Consider the following 17,798-nt stretch of genomic DNA (forward strand, 5'->3'; position numbering starts at 1 on the left):
GTTAAAAATTAAATTTTTTAATCGTTATCTATAACATTCTCAAGTGAAAGAGAGCCAATTTTTATCTGCACAAGATCACCTGGATGTAAGGTGAATTCATCTGGAGGCACAATTCCGGTTCCAGTCATTAAAAGTGAACCATGTGGAAATGTTAATTCCCTAAAAAGATACCTTACCAGATCCTCAAAAGATCGCTTCATTCGTTTAGTACTAGTACTGCCCTGAAAAACCTTTTCATTATTCCTTGTAATTTTCATTTCAATTGAAAGTTCGCGAAGTTCATCTGCATTTAAAATAACAATACCCGGACCTATAGCACAAGAACCATTGTAACTTTTAGCCTGAGGAAGATAGAGCGGATTCTCTCCTTCAATATCCCTGGAGGAAACATCATTACCAACAGTATAACCCACTATTTCACCAAAGCTATTGAGAACAAGAACAAGCTCCGGTTCAGGAACATTCCAGCTAGTATCTTTCCGTATCCTTACTGGGCTTTTGTGACCAACGGTTCGCCATCCCGCAGCTTTAAAAAAAAGTTCTGGACGTTTTGCTTCATAAACCCTTTGGTAAATATTTTTAATTTCTGTTTCTATTTCCCGAGCGTCACGGCTGTGGGCATAAGTAACTCCACTTGCCCATACTTCCTGATGCGGTTCTATGGGTGCTAAAAGTTGGTGGTTAGCCTCCTGCCCAGTGGGCATTACTTTCAAAAATTCTGCGATAACATCTAAAGGAAGCTCCAGCAGCATTTTTAAATTAAAATTCTTTGGTAGCAGCTTTCCATCTAGTGCCCATCGAGAGGAATTTAAATAATGATGACGTGTTAAATAATTTTTTTCCTGCTTCATTTTTAATATAAAATAAAATTTTTAAGACATAATACCTGTTTCTTTCTGGCCAGAAAAACTTAATTAATTTGAAACAACCCGGCCTTTTTTCACCACGAGTTTTACCTTTTTTAAACTCAGAATATTCTCCATAGGATTTCCTTCAACCGCAATAATATCAGCATATTTACCAGGAATTAAACTCCCCGTTTCTTTTTCAATATTACATACGCCTGCCCCATTTAGAGTCAATGCTTGCAGTGCCTGCAAATTAGATGCTCCTAGTTCAACAACATATTTAGCCTCATTATAAAGTTCACCGTGCATACCGTCAGTTCCTAAGGCAAAAGGAATTTTTGCCTCAATTAATGATCTCATTCGACTGCTTATTTCATCCCGCTCATCATAATGTCCACGAATTAAATGCTGTGGATAATGATTCACAATTTCGTCATTCAAAATGGGACTAGGAGTTAAGACGGGTTGAGTACGTGACTTCCCTAACTTTTCTATTTGATGATCGCTGATATGATACGCATGTTCTAATGTATCCAGCCCTAGATCCAAAGCCCAATCTAAACCGACGCCACCCACGCAATGAGAAGCAACTTTCACTCCTGCTTCATGAGAAGTTTCAATTGCTGTCGCTATTTCCTCACGTGTAAGATAGCTTGGTAAATCTCCGTTCCCCCTTAATGTTCCTGTAATGTAAATTTTAGTAAAATCAGCTCCTGCTTCGAGATTATCTTTTATGGCTTTTTTTATTTCTTCTTTCCCGTTATAGGGATATCCAACAAACCCATGACCGGTGGCAGCACGTATTCCTTTTCCTGCTACAATGGAACGAGGACCTGAAATTAAATTATTTTTTACTGCTTCCCGACAAGCAATGTCCAAATACTCCTTATCTCCTAATGTACGGCATGTTGTAATTCCAGAAAGAAGATCCTTTTTCATCATTACTGTTGCACGAATAGTCAAGTCAGGAATACTATCAGACATTCTATCAAGATAGTTTTCCATAGTGGGATCCATTGAATGATGTGTGTGGCTATCGATCATACCGGGCATCAAAGTGCAGCCTGAAAAGTCAAGAACAGTATCGTATGCAGAAGGAGGCATTTCGGCAAGAGATGCTACAATTTGGATTTTTTCACCTTCGCATATTAAAGCTCCATTATTAATTAATTCATCACTAGAACCGTCCCATAAATAGGAACCTTTAATTAAAACTCGTTCAACCATAATTTACATTTTACTCACTACTTTATTTGATCTGAAACATTTTCTACAACTTTGATCAGTTCAGAGCCTTCCAAATTTTGCATACTTAAATCTTCGGCTAATTTGAAATATTTTGTAGCTGCCTTTGCTACATATGCAGGAAATTTTACTTCATCCAGTGTGTTTGATACTATTGACATATCTTTGCACATCTGTCCCAATCCACCTGGTGAAGGTCGGGCCTCTAAGAGGCTTTCCGAAAGAAGTTGAAAATATTCACTACCTGCAATACCACTACCTACTATCTTACAAACAAGAGCAGCATCTAAATTCAGTTTCCTTGCAAGAGTAATAACTTCCATTGTGGCAACATGAGTAGTCCCCACCAACAACTGATTACAATATTTCACGGATTGTCCTATTCCTGGAATATTTCCTACGTGGACAACATTTCCAATGACTTCCAGGACCGGAGCGACAGTATTAATTAGTTCTAGTGGGGCAGCAGCAATTAGAGTTAAATTTCCCTCTGGAACTCTTGCAGGCCCACCAGTGAATGGACAGTCAACAAAATTAACATTTCTTTCTGTACATTGTGCAGCAATAGATTCCAAGACAGATCGATTGATAGTGCTCATGCAGATTATCACAGAACCAGGTTTTATACCTTCCAGAAGACCGGAATCGCCTGAAAAAACCTCTAGAACCTGCTTATCATTCAACACTATTACCAATACAGTTTTGCAATAGCTGCCAATTTCTGCCGGACTTTGATAATGGATTCCACCCAACTCTTGAAACTTTTCAATTATTTCTGATCGCTTATCGTCTCCATACACGGAATAACCTTTTTTAATGAAAGCCCTTGCCACAGGAAAACCAATCCTACCTAATCCTATAACACCGATTTTTTCTTTGATCATATCCATTTAAAAAACTTAATTCGTTAAAGCGGTACTTTTGATGCAGCTTTTTTACCTTTACTAGAGTGAGGCAACATCTCTTTAACTTTATATTTTTTAGTATTCTCCAAGCCTAGTAATGTAAAGATCGCAGCTAAGAGAAGAGAACCCGACATCAACAAATAGGAGGCGTCAAAACTCTGGGTCACAGCATTTAAATGACCCACCAGGTATGCTCCTGCAAATGATCCTAATGCCCCAAAACTATTGATAAGTGCTACCGCTCCTGCACTTACGTTTTTGGGAAATATTTCTGTTAATGATGTAAAAAATGGTGCATAGGGAGTATAAATTGCTGCACCAGCGATTACCAGTAGCCCAAATGATAACCAAAAATTACTTGTCCCTATTAGATAAGAAGCGCCAAAAGCAATGGCTGCTACAAGAAGAAATGGCCAAATGAATGCCTTCCTATTTAAAGTTCTATCAGAAAAATATGAGGCTATGAACATAGAAATAATGGCAATAATATATGGTACTGTTGAAAGCCAACCAGTTCTTACAATACTACCATCAGGAGCTGAATTGATAATCGTAGGTAACCACATTATAAAACCATAAGCCCCTAGACTCCATAGCCCATATTGGAGACACAATAAAATACATGCCCTGGATTTAAATGCTGCTGCGTAATTCTTTACCGGTTTTATATTCTTTTGCTCTTGATTAAGCTGGGTTTCAAACTCTTCCTTTTCAATTTCAGACATCCATTTTGCATTATCTGGCTTATCATCAACCAAAAACCACCAACAAAATGCCCAAGTTACAGCAGGAGCTCCTTCAATAATAAACATCCCACGCCAGCCAACAGAGTCTATTAAATAACCAGACAATACAGACATCCAAATGAGAGTTATAGGGTTGCCCAAGATTAAAAATGTGTTAGCCTTCGATCGCTCAGGGCTTGTAAACCACCTACTCAACAAAATAATAAGAGCAGGCCATACAGCAGCCTCGACAACCCCTAGTAAAAAGCGTATTACGTATAAAACATTAAGATCACTTACCATTCCAGTGGCAGAAGCTAATGTCCCCCATAAAATACAGGACCAGAAAATAAGCTTTTTAATACTCTTATCTGCAGCGTAAATTGCACCTGGTATCTGAAAGAAGAAATATCCCAGGAAAAAAAGCGCACCCATTAAGGATAATGCTGAAGGGGAAATATTGAGATCCTCAGCCATTCCGCCGGCAGCTGCGAATCCGAAATTAGCCCGATCTACATAAGCTAGACTAAAAGTTATAAAAACAATAGGTGTAATCCGATACCAACGTTTTTTTGAAAGTTTTTTATTAACTATCATGAGAAAAATTTATTAATATCTTATTGATGGATAGGCAGAATTATTTAATCTATCCGATTTAAAAACTTTAAATGGGTTAATTATGGAAGAAGATAATATTTTGTTTTTGCTATCTTAGCTTTTATTCTCCTCCCACCACAACTTAAATTTAGACATAGGTTGTGTACGATATTTTATTTCATAAAGCAAACATTCGTAGAGAATTTTCGTAACAATCCTCTTTACGGAACTAAGAATGCATTATTCTAAAACCGTTAAGTAATCTCTTACAACTATAGTATCTGCTCCTCTGGGGAAGTTTCTATAAGCAATAAGGGTAACGTCCCAGGAACCAGGTTGATTATATTGAACCGAAGTAGTGTCCCCTGTTGATGTTGAAGGATCTCCGCCTTCAAAACTCCATTCAAAAAATTCTGGAGAACCAGTAGAATCTGAAGTGAAATTAATTACTTCCCCAGCTTGTACAATAACATTACCATCCTCGATTTCCGCATCTGAAGTAAAGCCAGCAGAAACCTGTTCTAAGACAGTTATGGTTATCAACGAGTCTAAGGTAACGCTAGGATCATTAAATTGATCTTGAAGACGGATATCATATTCTCCAGGTTGCAAAAATTTAGCATGTAAGATTCTTTCTGTAGATGTCGCATCATTATCTGAACCTATAATATCCACAACACCACCTCCAGGTAATGTCCATAGCCTCTCTTGAACACCACGGGAACCGTCTAAGATTGAAACGGAATCATTTACATTAATAGTCCTAGGAGACCAATCAATGAAAATATGGGAAAAATCGTTTAATGGTGGATCTTCTGGTTGACAAGAAAAAAGACCAACCAAGGCTACTATTAATGTATAAGCTAATATTTTATGTTTTTTCATATTACAGTATTTTAATATTACATTAGTTTTTAGACATATTAATGACATTCGTTATTCTTGAATTTCATCATTAGTAATTGTTTCTTGGTAAGGAATAGGAAGAAAATCATCCTCTGCAGAATCATAATTTCCGTAAGACTGAACAAACTGCCTCACTATAACAGCATTAGGATCTGCTAAATCTTCAGCAGTTGCTTCTCTCAAATCATTTGGAAAAGACCTGTATGATATCTGAGAAAGTTCAGCAAGAATTTCTTCTACAATACCCCATCGCCGTATATCCTGCCAGCGAATCCCGTGACCTTCAAAAGATAATTCGAGCGGACGTTCAATATACATCAGATGATGCATTAACTCCTCGGAGTTATATTCTTCAGGACTAAGTTCCAATAAACCTGATCTATCTCTCACCAAATTGACATATTGGATTGCTTCAGAAACATTGCCAGAAGTTTTTAAAACAGCCTCAGCATACATTAAATAAACATCTGCCAAACGGACCACTCTTTCGTTGATACCAGAACGATTATCTACGGGTTCTTCTGTCAACCACCAATTTTGAAATTTTTTAACGTGTGCCTCTTGTTCTACACCAAAATCAAATTCTTGAGTTGATCTTTGGTAAAACATTTGTCCATCACCTTTAAAAACAATACTAGCTAAAGCTCTTTGAGAATACTGTTGGCCAGAATTTCTTGGATCCTCCGGATCCAGTACGTCCTCCTTATACTTTTGGATTAAATTGTAAGCCGGTTCAACGTTTCTGTCCCCTCCAGCTTCTTGAGGAGCATAATCTGCAGCCCTTGTAGTTGCATTATTAGGGGTTTCTCCTGGCTTTACTACATCTGAAAAATTTACTTCAAAAATAGATTCAGGATTATGTTCATGTGCAATATCAAAATTCCAACTGATGTCTGGCGCAAGGTGATACAAACCACTATCAATTACCTTCTTAAACTCAATTCTTGCTTCCTCAAACATTTCTTCATACAAGTAAACCTTCCCTAAAATGGAAGTGGCAGCTCCCCAGGTTGCACGTCCTAAATTTATCGCACTACGTGTTTCCGGTAGATTTTCCTGGGCAAATTGCAAGTCTGAAAAAATAAGAGCATACACTTCATTCCTTGGGGAAAGAGGTTGAGAGAACTCATCCATATTCTCAGGAACTGAGGTATGAATAATAATTTCTCCATCATTATAAGTTGTAGCCAGCCAGAAATAATATAAACCCCTCAAGAAGCGTGCTTCTGTCTCAATTTCGGTTTTAAAAGATTCTGGAAGATCTGCATTTTCCAAATTTTCTAATACCTGGTTAGCTCGGAAGATTCCTGTATAAAGCTCCGTCCACATATTAGTGGTAAAATCGTTTACATTTGTAGCATTATATTCATGTAAATCAATATTATCCTGTCCCCAAGGATTAGGTTTAGCAATATCAGACAAAGTATGCAATGAACTAACTGCACCTCCACCCATTACGAAATCGGATTGCAGCGAATTATAAGCTGCCATTAATCCCTTTTCAAAATCTTCTTCTGTTTCCCAAAATTCATTTATAGTAATTGTATTTGGGTTCGTCTCACTAAGAAATTCATCAGACGTCGTGCAAGAACCTAACGATAAAAACATGATTAGGGTAATTGCTACTATCTTTTCTTGTTTCATAATTCTAATATTTGATTTATTGTATGATTAAAACTCCAACTGCAATCCCGCTCTAAACTGAGATGTTACCGGAATATTTCCACTATCTACACCTCTATTTAATAATCCATCATTACCTATCTCGGGATCGTTTCCTGTATATTTTGTAAAAGTTAATGCATTATCTACACCGATATATATTCTCAAATTATTGACTGCTAAATTGTTCATAATTGATTCAGAGAAATTATAGCCAACTTGTACGCTCCTTAACCTTAAATAACTACCGTCTTCAAGAAAATAATCTGACCTTGATCGTATATTCGCATGGGATGTTGAACCTCTGGGAGTAGGAATTGTCGAAGTAGGATTTGAAGGTGTCCAGGCATTAAGAACATCCTGATGCCGTTTATGAGCATAGGCATAACTTTTAATGGCATTATAAATTTTGTTGCCATAAGTCCCATACAATTGTGCATAGAAATCAAAATTTAAATAATTTGCGTTAATCGCAAAGCCTGCAACCCAATCTGGATTACCGCTTCCCATAAAAATCCTGTCATCATCGTTTATGGTACCATCACCATTGGTGTCTACGTATTGTAAATCACCGAGATGTGCTCCTGGAACTAAATTTTGATATTCTTGAACTTCTTCTTCAGTGGTTACTAACCCATCCGTGGGAATAAGAAAGAAAGCACCGGCAGGATAACCTTCTCTTATTACAGAAACAGGATCAGTAGCACCTCCTCCCTGGCCGCCCCAGATTGTACTTGAAGCAAGGTTAGTTTGAGTTACTTCGTTTGAATTTTGTGAAAAAGTAGCAGTTAAAGTAAAACCAAAATCATCGCCATACTTTCTATAACTACTAGCCAGTTCATATCCTTTGTTTGTCATATTCCCAACATTCATAATGACACTTCCGTCTCCACCAGAACCTGCCGAAAGAGGAACGGCTACAGGAAACAACATATCTGATTTATTAGTTACATAAGCATCCCCGGTAAAGGTTATAGCACCATCGAGAAATCCAAGATCAAGGCCTAAGTTTTTAGCGATACTTGTTTCCCATTTTACATCTACATTAGTAAAATCTACCTGAGTAACACCAAGTGCCAAATGTTGATCGGGTTCTCCTAAAACATAATCTACACCACCTGAAACCACAGGAGCATATAAATAGTCTGGTATAAATTGGTTTCCTGTGGTACCATAACTAGCTCTAATTTTTGCAGATGTTAAAACAGAATTTATTCCTAAATTTTCATAAAAAGATTCTTCATCAATATTCCATCCTGCAGAAAAAGAAGGAAACACTCCATATCTATAATCCTCTCCGAACCTTGATGATCCGTCACGGCGAACACTTGCACTTAATAGATAGCGTTCTGCAAAATTATATTGGATTCTACCAATGGCTCCTGTTAAGCTAGAGACATATTCTTTTCCACTCGCTGTAGGATCTATTGCTCCTCCACTTAAGACCTGAATATCATTACTTAAGAAATCCCGTCTCCCTGCGCTAAATGATCTCCTGGTAGTTTGTTCCCGGGAATAAGCAGCTAATGCAGAAATTTCGTGATTGCCAAATGACTTTTCATATATAGCCATAAATTCAGAAATCCAGTGTTGCCGGAAATTTTGTCCTACTTCAAGACTGGCTATTGGAAATCCTCCAGGAGCCATTTCCCCTGTGAATTCATCATAAAAAGTAAATCGGGGTTCGAATAATTTTGAATAAGTATTATATTGAAAACCTCCAAGATTTGTTCTAAGAGTAAAACCTTCAAACAATTCATAATTTAAATCCATATTTATGGAATGGTTGTTTCCTTCTTCTTGATTTACCTGTTTTATTCTTCTGGCTATGTTTGCTATGGCACTCGGGTTTGATTCAGGTTCCGGAAATGACTCATCCCTGTAATCTTCAAGAGGTGTTTCAAATGGTCGCAATCTAATAGCATCAATTGGCAGATCGGGATTACTCATATTTCTCTTGTCAAAAGATAAACCCAGACCCACATTGGCACTAAATTTACCTTTTTCAAAATGAGTGTTAGCACGAGTGGAAAGCCGCTCATATCCCGAATTTAGCCAAGTTCCCTCCTGATTAAAATAAGTTGACACAATACTATATGTAAGGGTTTCTGTTCCTCCCGATAATCTTAAGCTATGATTTTGTATTGGTGCATTATCGACCTGGAACATTTCTGTCCAGTTAGTATTATAGTATAATCCTCTTTCATGCCATCCCGGCTGAAGACTAGTCCAACCGAAATCCCCGGGAGCATTTACAGAAAGATATCTAATTCGATTAACGTACAACCAATCGGCTGTGTTATTAATTAAAGGAATGTTTCGTGCTATACGGGTAATTCCATAATAAGAGTCGAGATTTACCCTCATCTGACCGGGGGTACCTGTCTTAGTAGTAATTAAAATAACCCCATTTGACGCTCTGGTACCATAAATTGAAGCTGATGCTGCATCTTTCAGAACTTCAATAGATGCAATTGCATCTGGACTTATATTAGGAGGTTGCTGATATGGAACACCATCAACAACATAAAGAGGTCCGGTTCCATCTGCTGAAAGTGATCCTAAACCCCTAATTTGAACATTAGCAACAGCACCAGGTGCACCAGAGCTTTGGGTAATATTCACTCCTGCCATTTGACCTTGTAATGCAGAAGTAAAGTCTGATGTTGCTATTTTTTCAATTGCCTCGGCTTTAACTTGAGAAACCGCCCCAGTTAGTTCTCTTACCGTTTGTGTTCCGTAACCAACAACAATCACTTCCTCCAGCGCCTGTTCATCGGCTTCCATTTGAACATTCATTGTGGTTTGTCCTCCAACAGGAATCCTGGCAGGTTGCATACCAATGTAGGTAAAAACCAAAACTGCATCATCAGAAGTTACTTCGATAGTGAAATTTCCATCAAAATCGGTCAAGACTCCGTTATTTGTTCCTTCTTCCTGGATTGTTACACTGGGAAGAGGCATGCCGTCTGAATCGGTAACCGTTCCATTTATTATTTGCTGAACTTCCGTTGTTTTAATTCCAGGTTTTTCTACGGGTGGGTCTAAGGCAATAGCAATGTTATTACCAACAACACTCAAAGTATAGGGAGTTCTTCTTGTTATTTCCTCCAATACTTTATCTAAACCTTCCTTTTCAAAACTAAATCTTCCTAGGAGTTTAGTTGAAAGATCCACCTCTTCTCCATAAGCGAATTTTAGATCAGCCTGAGACTCTACTTCTAATATTATTGCCCTCAGGGTCGGATTATATACATTAAAGGAAATTTCCTGAGGGTTAATAATAAAAGGTAAATAAAAAAACATTGTTAATAGTAGTTTGTTCATATTCTATTTATTTAAATTTGAAAATGCAAAAGGGTATTCGACAATTGGACAATTGTCGGATCATACTTTTTTTGTAATCTTTAGAAAAAAGGGTTTTCTATTTGACGGTGGAAGCCCTTTTTTGTTTATTTACTGAATATTCCAATTTCTTTAGTCTCTTGATTTATTTCATAGTTTAAATTATTAATTATGGATAATAAATTTAAAATTTCTTCAAGTGAGTCAGCTTTATTAATTCTTAAGGTTACTCTCTTCTCCAAGGTGTAGGCACTTGTGATAAATTTATATCCAAACCTTTTCTCTAAAAAAGTGAATAATTTTTCTAGCTCAATATTATTTAAATCTTTATAAGAATCTCCCGCGTCAAAGGAAAGAGTAGTATTGAATTCTTTTACTATAGCATTTTCGTTTTTATAGATAAATTTTTCCCCTTTTATAAGCGCCCAGGATTTTGCTAATCCATTAACAGAAACCAAAATTCGCCCGGAAAACAGAGTGACTTCAGTATCTTTTAATCCAGGTTTCTCAGTTACTAAAAATGCCGTCCCAAGTGCAATGGTAGTAGTAAATTTAGTGCTCACCTTAAACTCCCTTATACTGTCAGTTATTACATCAAAAAAAGCTTCGCCTTTTAACTCTACTTCCCTGGTATTATTAAAACTGCTTTTGTAACTTATTTCGGAGCCTTTTTTTAATAACACTAAACTACCATCTGGCAACACAACCTCCTTGTCGACTTTTGCGAAATTTTCAATTGTTACTACTGGATTATAAATTTCTAAAAAGAAATAAGAAGTAAATAATAATATTAATAAAGCAGCAGCGGCACTTGCTTTAGCATAGTTCCTTCCACTTTTTTTATCAATTATAATATTTGTCTTGAAGCTGCTCCACGAATCTTCTATTTCATTTTCTGAAATAGTTGAGTAGGGCGAATTCCATGCCTCTTCAAATTCTTCTTCGTTAAATTCGTGATTTTTCAATTAAATAATTTTTCCTCTTATATATTTATAACAATTGAGAAATCAGAAGTTCCTAATCTTGAAGAAATTTTTTTAAAATTTTTTAAATTCTTCTTTTAAAAAATTACTGGCGAGATAGATGTGGTTCGCAATCGTTTTCGTTGAAATGAAAAGATATTGAGCAATTTCCTCGTAAGTTAGATTCTCTCTTTTATGAAGTAAAAATATTTCCCTTCTTTTTTTGGGCAATTTTTCAATTCCTGTATTTAGTTTATCTAGTTCTTCTTTAAGAAATATCTCTTCATTTTCCTCAATTACTTCATATGAATTGAGATGAAAATCCTGGTTTGAAACCATCTTTTTTTCTCTTTTAAGATTGTTAAGAATTAGATTCCTACATATAACATAAAGCTGTTTATCAAATAAAACATCTTCTTTCAAATGCTCTCTTTCATCCCATACCTTTAAAAATGTTTGTTGAACGAAGTCATCTGCCTGGAGTGTTGGGGAATAAAACTTATTGGAAAATCCATGTAACTTGGAATAATACATCCTGTACAATTTTTCGAAGGATTTTAAATCCCCCTTTTTTAAAGATTTAACCAAAAAATATGTGTCTTGATTCTTCATAATCCAAGATGTTTTTAATCTTCACTTTTCAGGTGAAGGGATTATAAACTTAAACTAAAGTTAAGGAATATAAAAATTTGATTTAAAAATAACGATAAAATATTTTGAATTAACATTAATTTTATACTGGATCCTGCAGTGCCTCTTGCAATTCTATAATTTCCAGAAATTTTTATTGGTGTTTTGTGGATAAGGATAATCCACCAACAGGATGTCATTACAATTTTCGAAGACTACTGTATAGTAGCGGAATTAACTTCTGCCTTTATTCAACAAAAGCATTCTATTGGTATGAAAATTTCTATTTCAAATCCCTCAGCACATTCCCTTTCATTCCGCTATACTCCAATACAGGAAAAGCGCTTCGTCGAAAAAGTCTTGGGCACCTCCCTTCCTGTTATTCCTCTCCTCATAACTTTCAGGGAGGAGTCCGCCATGGACAAGACTCTACTATTTCCTGAACGTCTCATTTTACAGGCATTTACAGAGCACCCTTCTTTGTACTCACCGAATTCGGCACCTTTAACAGAAATTTAAGGTTTTTACTTAAAGGTTTCCTCTAATTATCTAAAATCAGGTTCAATTGATAACGAGTACTTTTCCTCTCGCCAGTTTTTATGAATGCTCCTAGATCAACCATTTTTTTTAAATCCCGAGTAGCGGTAGAAGCCGTTGTCCCGGTGATCTTAATATAATTATCTGCACTTAAGCCTCCCTTGAACCCTTCTATACCTTCTCGAAAAATTCGATTCACCACTTTCCTTTGCCGCTCATTGAACTTTTCATCAAATTCCTGAAAATACTTTGTTTTACTTATTGTAAAGTCAATCATTCGTTGCGTATAATCCTGAGCCTGAAGAATCGTTTCACAAAAATACTCTAACCATCCAGTAATTTCAATTTCCTTACTATTGAGATGCAAAGAACTGTAATAAAGCTTCTTGTTATTTTCAATAACGTGTGAAAGAGCGATTAAAGTAGGACGCTCCAAATATTGTGATAATACTTTCTCCGATAGCGCACGACCAATTCTTCCATTTCCATCTTCAAAAGGATGAATACTTTCAAAGTACAGATGCGCGATACCAGACTTCACTAGTGAGTCGGAGTATTTATCACCTGTATCATTAAACCATGAAATATACTTATCCATTTCTTTTTTTACTGCACTAGATGGGGGAGCTTCAAAATGAACTATGGGACGGCCCATCGATCCTGAAACTATCTGCATTGGATCTTTATGCGTTCTATAACTACCTATATCCTGAAGGTCCCGACGTTCGTTCATCAACATTTCGTGCCATAAAAATAATTGCTCATGAGTTAAAGGAGATGAATAATTCCTATATAGATCAATCATCATTTTTGAAACTCCATCTTCTGCAAGAGACACTTTACTTTTATCGGCCTGAAGGTCAAAATGTTTACGAATTGAGGATTGTAGTGAATCCCTATCCAGCAGCTCACCTTCAATTTTAGATGTTTGAAACGCTTCATCACTAAGCAGCATTATTTTTAACTCATCCTGATTCTCATTACTAATATGTTTCATACTACCATACAACATACCCGCTTTTTGCAAAAATGTCTTTTCATAAGGAAGCAAAACTTCCGGTGTGAATTCGAAGTGAGACCAGCTTCTAAGTTGCCAGTTCCATGCCATGAGCTATTAATTAAAATATATAGCTCAATCTACGCCTAATAAGTGAGCTATAAAAATCAATTTTATAGCTCATACAAATCAGACACATACTGAACTGTTCAGAGTTTCAAAAGGAAAAGCTGCTCAATTATTTTTTACGGTTTGCTTTACATACAATTGTTTGCCGACCCAATCTAATGTTCCTGTAAATCTTTATTAGAAAGTTTATGATATATAGATAAATCCAAAGTACAAGGCAGCATGAGGTCATCAAGTTTTTTTTCGATCTTTAATAATTCCTCAAAACTCAGCTTATCTTTTAAGGCAATATCGATGTCAGATCCTTCTCTATAAGTTCCCAAACCTCTGGACCCATAAATGACAGCCTCTTCTATGCCTGAAAAAGAACTTAGAACCTTCCTTATTTTTAGAAGTACATTATCTTTTAAACCGTATTCCATAGTAAAAGTTTCTATTCAGCACCTTCCTGAATCTTCAGCATTTTTTCTTTAAAGCTATTAAAAAGTATCGTATTCTTCTAAAATTGCACCTACTATTTCCTTAGCCGTATTGAAGTACCCCCCTTTGTTAGGACAGCTTAGCTGCTAAATTGAGTTCTATTTTTCATTTGTTATGCAGCTTTTCTTGTTTTAAATACCGGTTAAAGGGTATTTCATTTTTTATCCCTTGGTGTCTTCTTCTATGGTTGTAAAAATCAAAATATTCACTCAGTTGCCGGTATAAACCTACTCCGGATTCTGGTGGATTAAGGTAAATGTTTTCATACTTCACACTTCTCCATAGCCGTTCTATAAAACATTATCTATAGCTCTTCCTTTACCGTCCATACTTAATTTAATATCCTGTGAGAGTACACTATGAGTAAAAATCTCTGAGGTAAACTGACTGCCCTGATCGGTATTAATGATCTCCGGTTTACCATGAAGGCGAATGGCTTCTTCAACAGTTTCTTTACACCAATGGGCATCCATAGAATTTGATACTGACCAGTTCAACACATAGCGGCTATGGAGGTCAATTATCGCTACCAGATACATAAAACCTTTCCGCATAGGAATGTATGTAATGTCGATTGCCCAGACCTGATTGGGACGATCTACAGTGAGGTTCCTCAATAGATAAGGATAAACCTTGTGTTCTTTGTGACGCCGTGAGGTATGCTTACCAGGCATAATAGCCTGGAGTCCCATCACCCTGGAATAAAGGCGCTCAATTCGTTTTCTGTTGATCTGATATCCTTTGTCCAGAGTAAGCCAGGTATGCATCCGTCGGGCACCTTTAAAGGGATGATCGGTATAATGTTCATCCATCAATCGCATAAGTTCTAAATTGAGCTTACTTTCTCCTCGGGGTTTGTAATAAAGACCACTGCGGTGGATCTGTAATAGCTTACATTGTCGCTGGAGGCTAAGTTTTGAATGACCCTTGCTTATCATTGTTTTACGCTCCTCTAAAGGTTTTATCGCAAGGCGTTTTTTAAAAAATCATTCTCCACTTTAAGCTCCCCAATTACTTTAAGAAGCTGGTCTTTCTTTTCATCTTCTTCTGATTTTTTTGATTTTTCGCCTTTTGAAAAAACAGTATCAGCCTCCTTTAGGAAATCTCGCTTCCAGGTATTAATCTGTTGTGGAGTGATCTCAAATTTTTGTGCTAGTTCCTTGACGGTTTGTCGCTCTTTCAAGGCTTCAAGAACTACTTTCGTTTTAATCTTTGAGGTGAATTTTCTTCGTGTCATAATACAGTAAATTAAGGTTATTTTTGAACTTAACTTACTGTCCTAATTTTTGGGGGATGATCACTTATTAAAAACGTAAAATAAATTTTAAATAACTATAGCCTTATTCTCGTTTACCATTATTTATACTTGGATCTTCTCTATTAAATTAATCCACTCTTATGACCAAGAAGAAAGGAATAAAAAAGCTCTGGCCAGCTAAAGACGTCATGGCGCAGATTTATGAAAACAACTTGTGGGGTGGTAACAAATCTGAATTTTATTCCGGTTTAGGCTCCCATCATCCTGAAACGGTAAATTCATATATAGCTGTAGCAGCTGCTTTTTTAAAAGGTTTTGAAACTCCACCGGTGGTTTGCGACCTGAGATGCGGGGATTTTAATATTGGGTACTGAAATCATTCGTTCACAGGATCATTTGCAAACCACAAAAGCGGAAGTTCAACCGATTGCGAACGATTATGGACGATTGCGAACGATTGCGGCCGATTATCTGAAAAAGAAAAGCACTTACTGGTTTATTCAAACTTTACTAAAATTAGCCCTTTCCATTCCTAAGCTTCCTACTAAGATCAGACATATCCTTACTTAATTTATCTTCGAGAACTCTGGCATATATTTGGGTCGTTGAAATTTTTGTGTGTCCCAAAAGTTTGGATACAGTTTCTATCGGTACTCCATTGGAAAGGGTAACAGTAGTGGCAAAAGTATGCCTAGCCATATGAAAGGTCAAATTCTTCCTGATATCACAAAGGTCTGCTACTTCCTTTAAAAAAAGATTGACCTTAACATTGGTGATAATAGGCAAAAGACTTTGGGTTATTTCAGTCATTGGATGTCCCTGGTATTTACCGATAATCTCTAGCGCCTTATCCAGTAAAGGGATCTTAACATTAGTTTTTGTTTTGTTTCTTGAAGTAAAAATCCATTTCTGACCGTCCAGGCCAATCCTAATATTATTTAAGGTAAGATCATTGATATCTGAAAAGCTGATTCCTGTATAACAGCTAAAAACAAATAAATCCCTAACCCTGTCCAACCGGTCATTATAAAAATTAAAATCCTCGATCAGTTTTAACTCATTGGGGTTTAGAAAATCCCGTTCCTTTTTTTCAAAGGTAGGTTTCCACCGTATAAAGGGATCCTTATCGACCCATTCCAAATGAAAAGCAAGGGTGGTTATTTTCCGAAGCCGTTGTAAATGCTTCATGACCGTATTATGGCTCATAGCATTTACATGTCCTTTTGGCCAACAGGTAAAAAGAAAATTTGAAAAATCGTTGATGAACTTATAATTGAGCTCACTCAAATAAACAGAATTTATCTTTAGTTCTTCTCTCAAAAACCGAAGTACATATTTCTCGGTAACCTTGAAATTACGAACAGAGCCTTTGGCGAGCGTTTTCTCAATCTTTTGCCTATGATAATCTAAAATATCCAACAGGGTTTTATCTTTAGGCCCTTCCCCTAAAAAATTCGCTTTTAAAAGTTCTGTGGTGATTTTCTTGTTCTGGAACCTTAGATCCTGGTAATTTTGAAAAATTTTTGTTCGTGTTTCTGCAATTAGATTATTTGACTCTCTTGCTTCCCTCGTATTACCATTGACACGTTGGGCGGAAACATCCCAAAGATCAAAAGGAATTTTGGATTTTAAACTGATATTTACTCTTTGACTGTCAAGAGAAATTCGAACATACAGGTTTGTTTGATTATTCTTTACCCTGGAAGAATACACCCAGAATAAAATGGAAAATGTTTTTGAAGTACGCATTTGTGTCGCCTTTAAATTAATACTCAGTAAAGACGAAGTCAAACCACAAAAAAATTAATTCACTGATAATCAAATTGTCAACATGTTGACAGGATAAAAATTATGTTGACGATTTGTTAGAAAATAAATATAATAAAAGTATCTCAAACAAAACCCTTAAAAAAAATAAATCCCTGTAAATCATAGTATTTACAGGGATCTGATTCAATTTGAATTCTTGAATAGTGACCCCGGAGGGATTCAAACCCCCAACCCTCAGAGCCGAAATCTGATGCGCTATTCAGTTGCGCCACGGGGCCAGTATTTTTATTTGCTTAATTTCTGTTTTACAATTGTTGAGATGGTTTTTCCATCTGCCCTACCGGCAAGTTCTTTAGAAGCTGCTCCCATCACCTTCCCCATATCCTGCATTCCGCTGGCACCGGTTTTCTGGATAATTTCTTCAATTTTTGCTTCTATTTCCGCCTCACTCATTTGCTCAGGCAAAAATTTCTCAATCACTTCTGCCTGTTGTTCTTCAGGTTCAGCAAGATCTTCCCTTCCCTGCTCACGGTATATAGCGGCACTTTCTTTACGCTGTTTTACAAGCTTTTGCAAGAGTTTAAGTTCTTCATCTTCGGTAAGGCCATCCTTGGAAGCACTATCAGTATTTGCCAGAAGAATAGCACTTTTTACAGCTCTTAAAGCCTCCAGCTTTGTGCTGTCTTTCGCCCGCATCGCTGCCTTCATTTCAACCATTACCTTATCCTGTAAACTCATTGTCTCTCTTTTCTGAGTGCGAAGATAAAATTTATATTTAAAAACACCACGTAAATTTTACTCC

General features: G+C 36.5%; 17 protein-coding genes and 1 tRNA gene. 1 reads left to right on the forward strand and 17 read right to left on the reverse strand.

Going from position 1 to position 17,798, the window contains the following annotated elements:
• Positions 1 to 17 precede the first annotated feature (17 nt).
• The 14 genes from RM549_RS04755 to RM549_RS04815 all read right to left on the reverse strand — a co-directional run bounded on the left by RM549_RS04755 (position 18) and on the right by RM549_RS04815 (position 15,205).
• Entirely contained in the window at positions 18 to 851 is an 834-nt protein-coding gene (locus RM549_RS04755) for a fumarylacetoacetate hydrolase family protein (RefSeq protein WP_311682288.1), read from the reverse strand.
• 63 nt (positions 852 to 914) lie between these two features.
• Positions 915 to 2,075 (reverse strand): amidohydrolase family protein, encoded by a 1,161-nt coding sequence (locus RM549_RS04760; RefSeq protein ID WP_311682289.1) that lies wholly within the window; start codon positions 2,073 to 2,075, stop codon positions 915 to 917.
• Between the two features lie 17 nt (positions 2,076 to 2,092).
• On the reverse strand, positions 2,093 to 2,983 hold the full coding sequence (locus RM549_RS04765; protein ID WP_311682292.1) for an NAD(P)-dependent oxidoreductase: 891 nt from the start codon (positions 2,981 to 2,983) through the stop codon (positions 2,093 to 2,095).
• Positions 2,984 to 3,000: 17 nt separating this feature from the next.
• Positions 3,001 to 4,320 carry an MFS transporter gene (locus tag RM549_RS04770; protein ID WP_311682295.1) on the reverse strand — a complete coding sequence of 440 codons (1,320 nt, stop codon included), beginning with the start codon at positions 4,318 to 4,320 and terminating at the stop codon, positions 3,001 to 3,003.
• A 240-nt stretch (positions 4,321 to 4,560) separates the two neighbouring features.
• The gene (locus tag RM549_RS04775) at positions 4,561 to 5,205 is read right to left on the reverse strand and encodes a PKD domain-containing protein (protein WP_311682297.1); all 645 of its coding nucleotides are present in this window, start codon (positions 5,203 to 5,205) and stop codon (positions 4,561 to 4,563) included.
• A 51-nt stretch (positions 5,206 to 5,256) separates the two neighbouring features.
• Positions 5,257 to 6,870 (reverse strand): RagB/SusD family nutrient uptake outer membrane protein, encoded by a 1,614-nt coding sequence (locus RM549_RS04780; RefSeq protein ID WP_311682299.1) that lies wholly within the window; start codon positions 6,868 to 6,870, stop codon positions 5,257 to 5,259.
• A gap of 27 nt (positions 6,871 to 6,897) precedes the next feature.
• Positions 6,898 to 10,215: a SusC/RagA family TonB-linked outer membrane protein gene (locus RM549_RS04785; protein WP_311682301.1), complete on the reverse strand. Its 3,318-nt coding sequence runs from the start codon at positions 10,213 to 10,215 to the stop codon at positions 6,898 to 6,900.
• Between the two features lie 125 nt (positions 10,216 to 10,340).
• Entirely contained in the window at positions 10,341 to 11,198 is an 858-nt protein-coding gene (locus RM549_RS04790) for a FecR family protein (RefSeq protein ID WP_311682305.1), read from the reverse strand.
• A 72-nt stretch (positions 11,199 to 11,270) separates the two neighbouring features.
• Complete coding sequence (locus RM549_RS04795) at positions 11,271 to 11,807, reverse strand: RNA polymerase sigma factor (RefSeq protein ID WP_311682307.1); 537 nt, start codon at positions 11,805 to 11,807, stop codon at positions 11,271 to 11,273.
• A 559-nt stretch (positions 11,808 to 12,366) separates the two neighbouring features.
• Complete coding sequence (locus RM549_RS04800) at positions 12,367 to 13,470, reverse strand: Fic family protein (RefSeq protein WP_311682309.1); 1,104 nt, start codon at positions 13,468 to 13,470, stop codon at positions 12,367 to 12,369.
• Positions 13,471 to 13,643: 173 nt separating this feature from the next.
• Positions 13,644 to 13,910 (reverse strand): nucleotidyltransferase domain-containing protein, encoded by a 267-nt coding sequence (locus RM549_RS04805; protein ID WP_311682311.1) that lies wholly within the window; start codon positions 13,908 to 13,910, stop codon positions 13,644 to 13,646.
• Positions 13,911 to 14,073: 163 nt separating this feature from the next.
• Positions 14,074 to 14,241: a hypothetical protein gene (locus tag RM549_RS19515; protein WP_432264698.1), complete on the reverse strand. Its 168-nt coding sequence runs from the start codon at positions 14,239 to 14,241 to the stop codon at positions 14,074 to 14,076.
• A 17-nt stretch (positions 14,242 to 14,258) separates the two neighbouring features.
• Positions 14,259 to 14,933 (reverse strand): IS3 family transposase, encoded by a 675-nt coding sequence (locus RM549_RS04810; RefSeq protein WP_311682640.1) that lies wholly within the window; start codon positions 14,931 to 14,933, stop codon positions 14,259 to 14,261.
• A complete protein-coding gene (locus RM549_RS04815) occupies positions 14,930 to 15,205 on the reverse strand; it encodes a transposase (protein WP_311682314.1) in 276 nt (91 codons plus the stop codon). The genes RM549_RS04810 and RM549_RS04815 overlap by 4 nt, the downstream gene beginning before the upstream one ends.
• Before the next feature lie 161 nt (positions 15,206 to 15,366).
• Between RM549_RS04815 and RM549_RS04820 the strand changes: the two genes are divergently transcribed.
• On the forward strand, positions 15,367 to 15,600 hold the full coding sequence (locus tag RM549_RS04820; protein ID WP_311682317.1) for a hypothetical protein: 234 nt from the start codon (positions 15,367 to 15,369) through the stop codon (positions 15,598 to 15,600).
• Positions 15,601 to 15,742: 142 nt separating this feature from the next.
• Here RM549_RS04820 and RM549_RS04825 read toward each other — a convergent pair whose 3' ends face one another.
• From RM549_RS04825 to RM549_RS04835, 3 genes are all read right to left on the reverse strand, one after another.
• Entirely contained in the window at positions 15,743 to 16,975 is a 1,233-nt protein-coding gene (locus RM549_RS04825) for a site-specific integrase (RefSeq protein ID WP_311682319.1), read from the reverse strand.
• 225 nt (positions 16,976 to 17,200) lie between these two features.
• Positions 17,201 to 17,274: transfer RNA gene (locus tag RM549_RS04830), tRNA-Arg, on the reverse strand.
• 7 nt (positions 17,275 to 17,281) lie between these two features.
• Positions 17,282 to 17,734 (reverse strand): GatB/YqeY domain-containing protein, encoded by a 453-nt coding sequence (locus tag RM549_RS04835; protein ID WP_311682322.1) that lies wholly within the window; start codon positions 17,732 to 17,734, stop codon positions 17,282 to 17,284.
• Between the last annotated feature and the right edge of the window lie 64 nt (positions 17,735 to 17,798).

This window comes from Autumnicola patrickiae, assembly GCF_031846525.1.
Taxonomy (GTDB): Bacteria; Bacteroidota; Bacteroidia; order Flavobacteriales; family Flavobacteriaceae; genus Autumnicola; species Autumnicola patrickiae.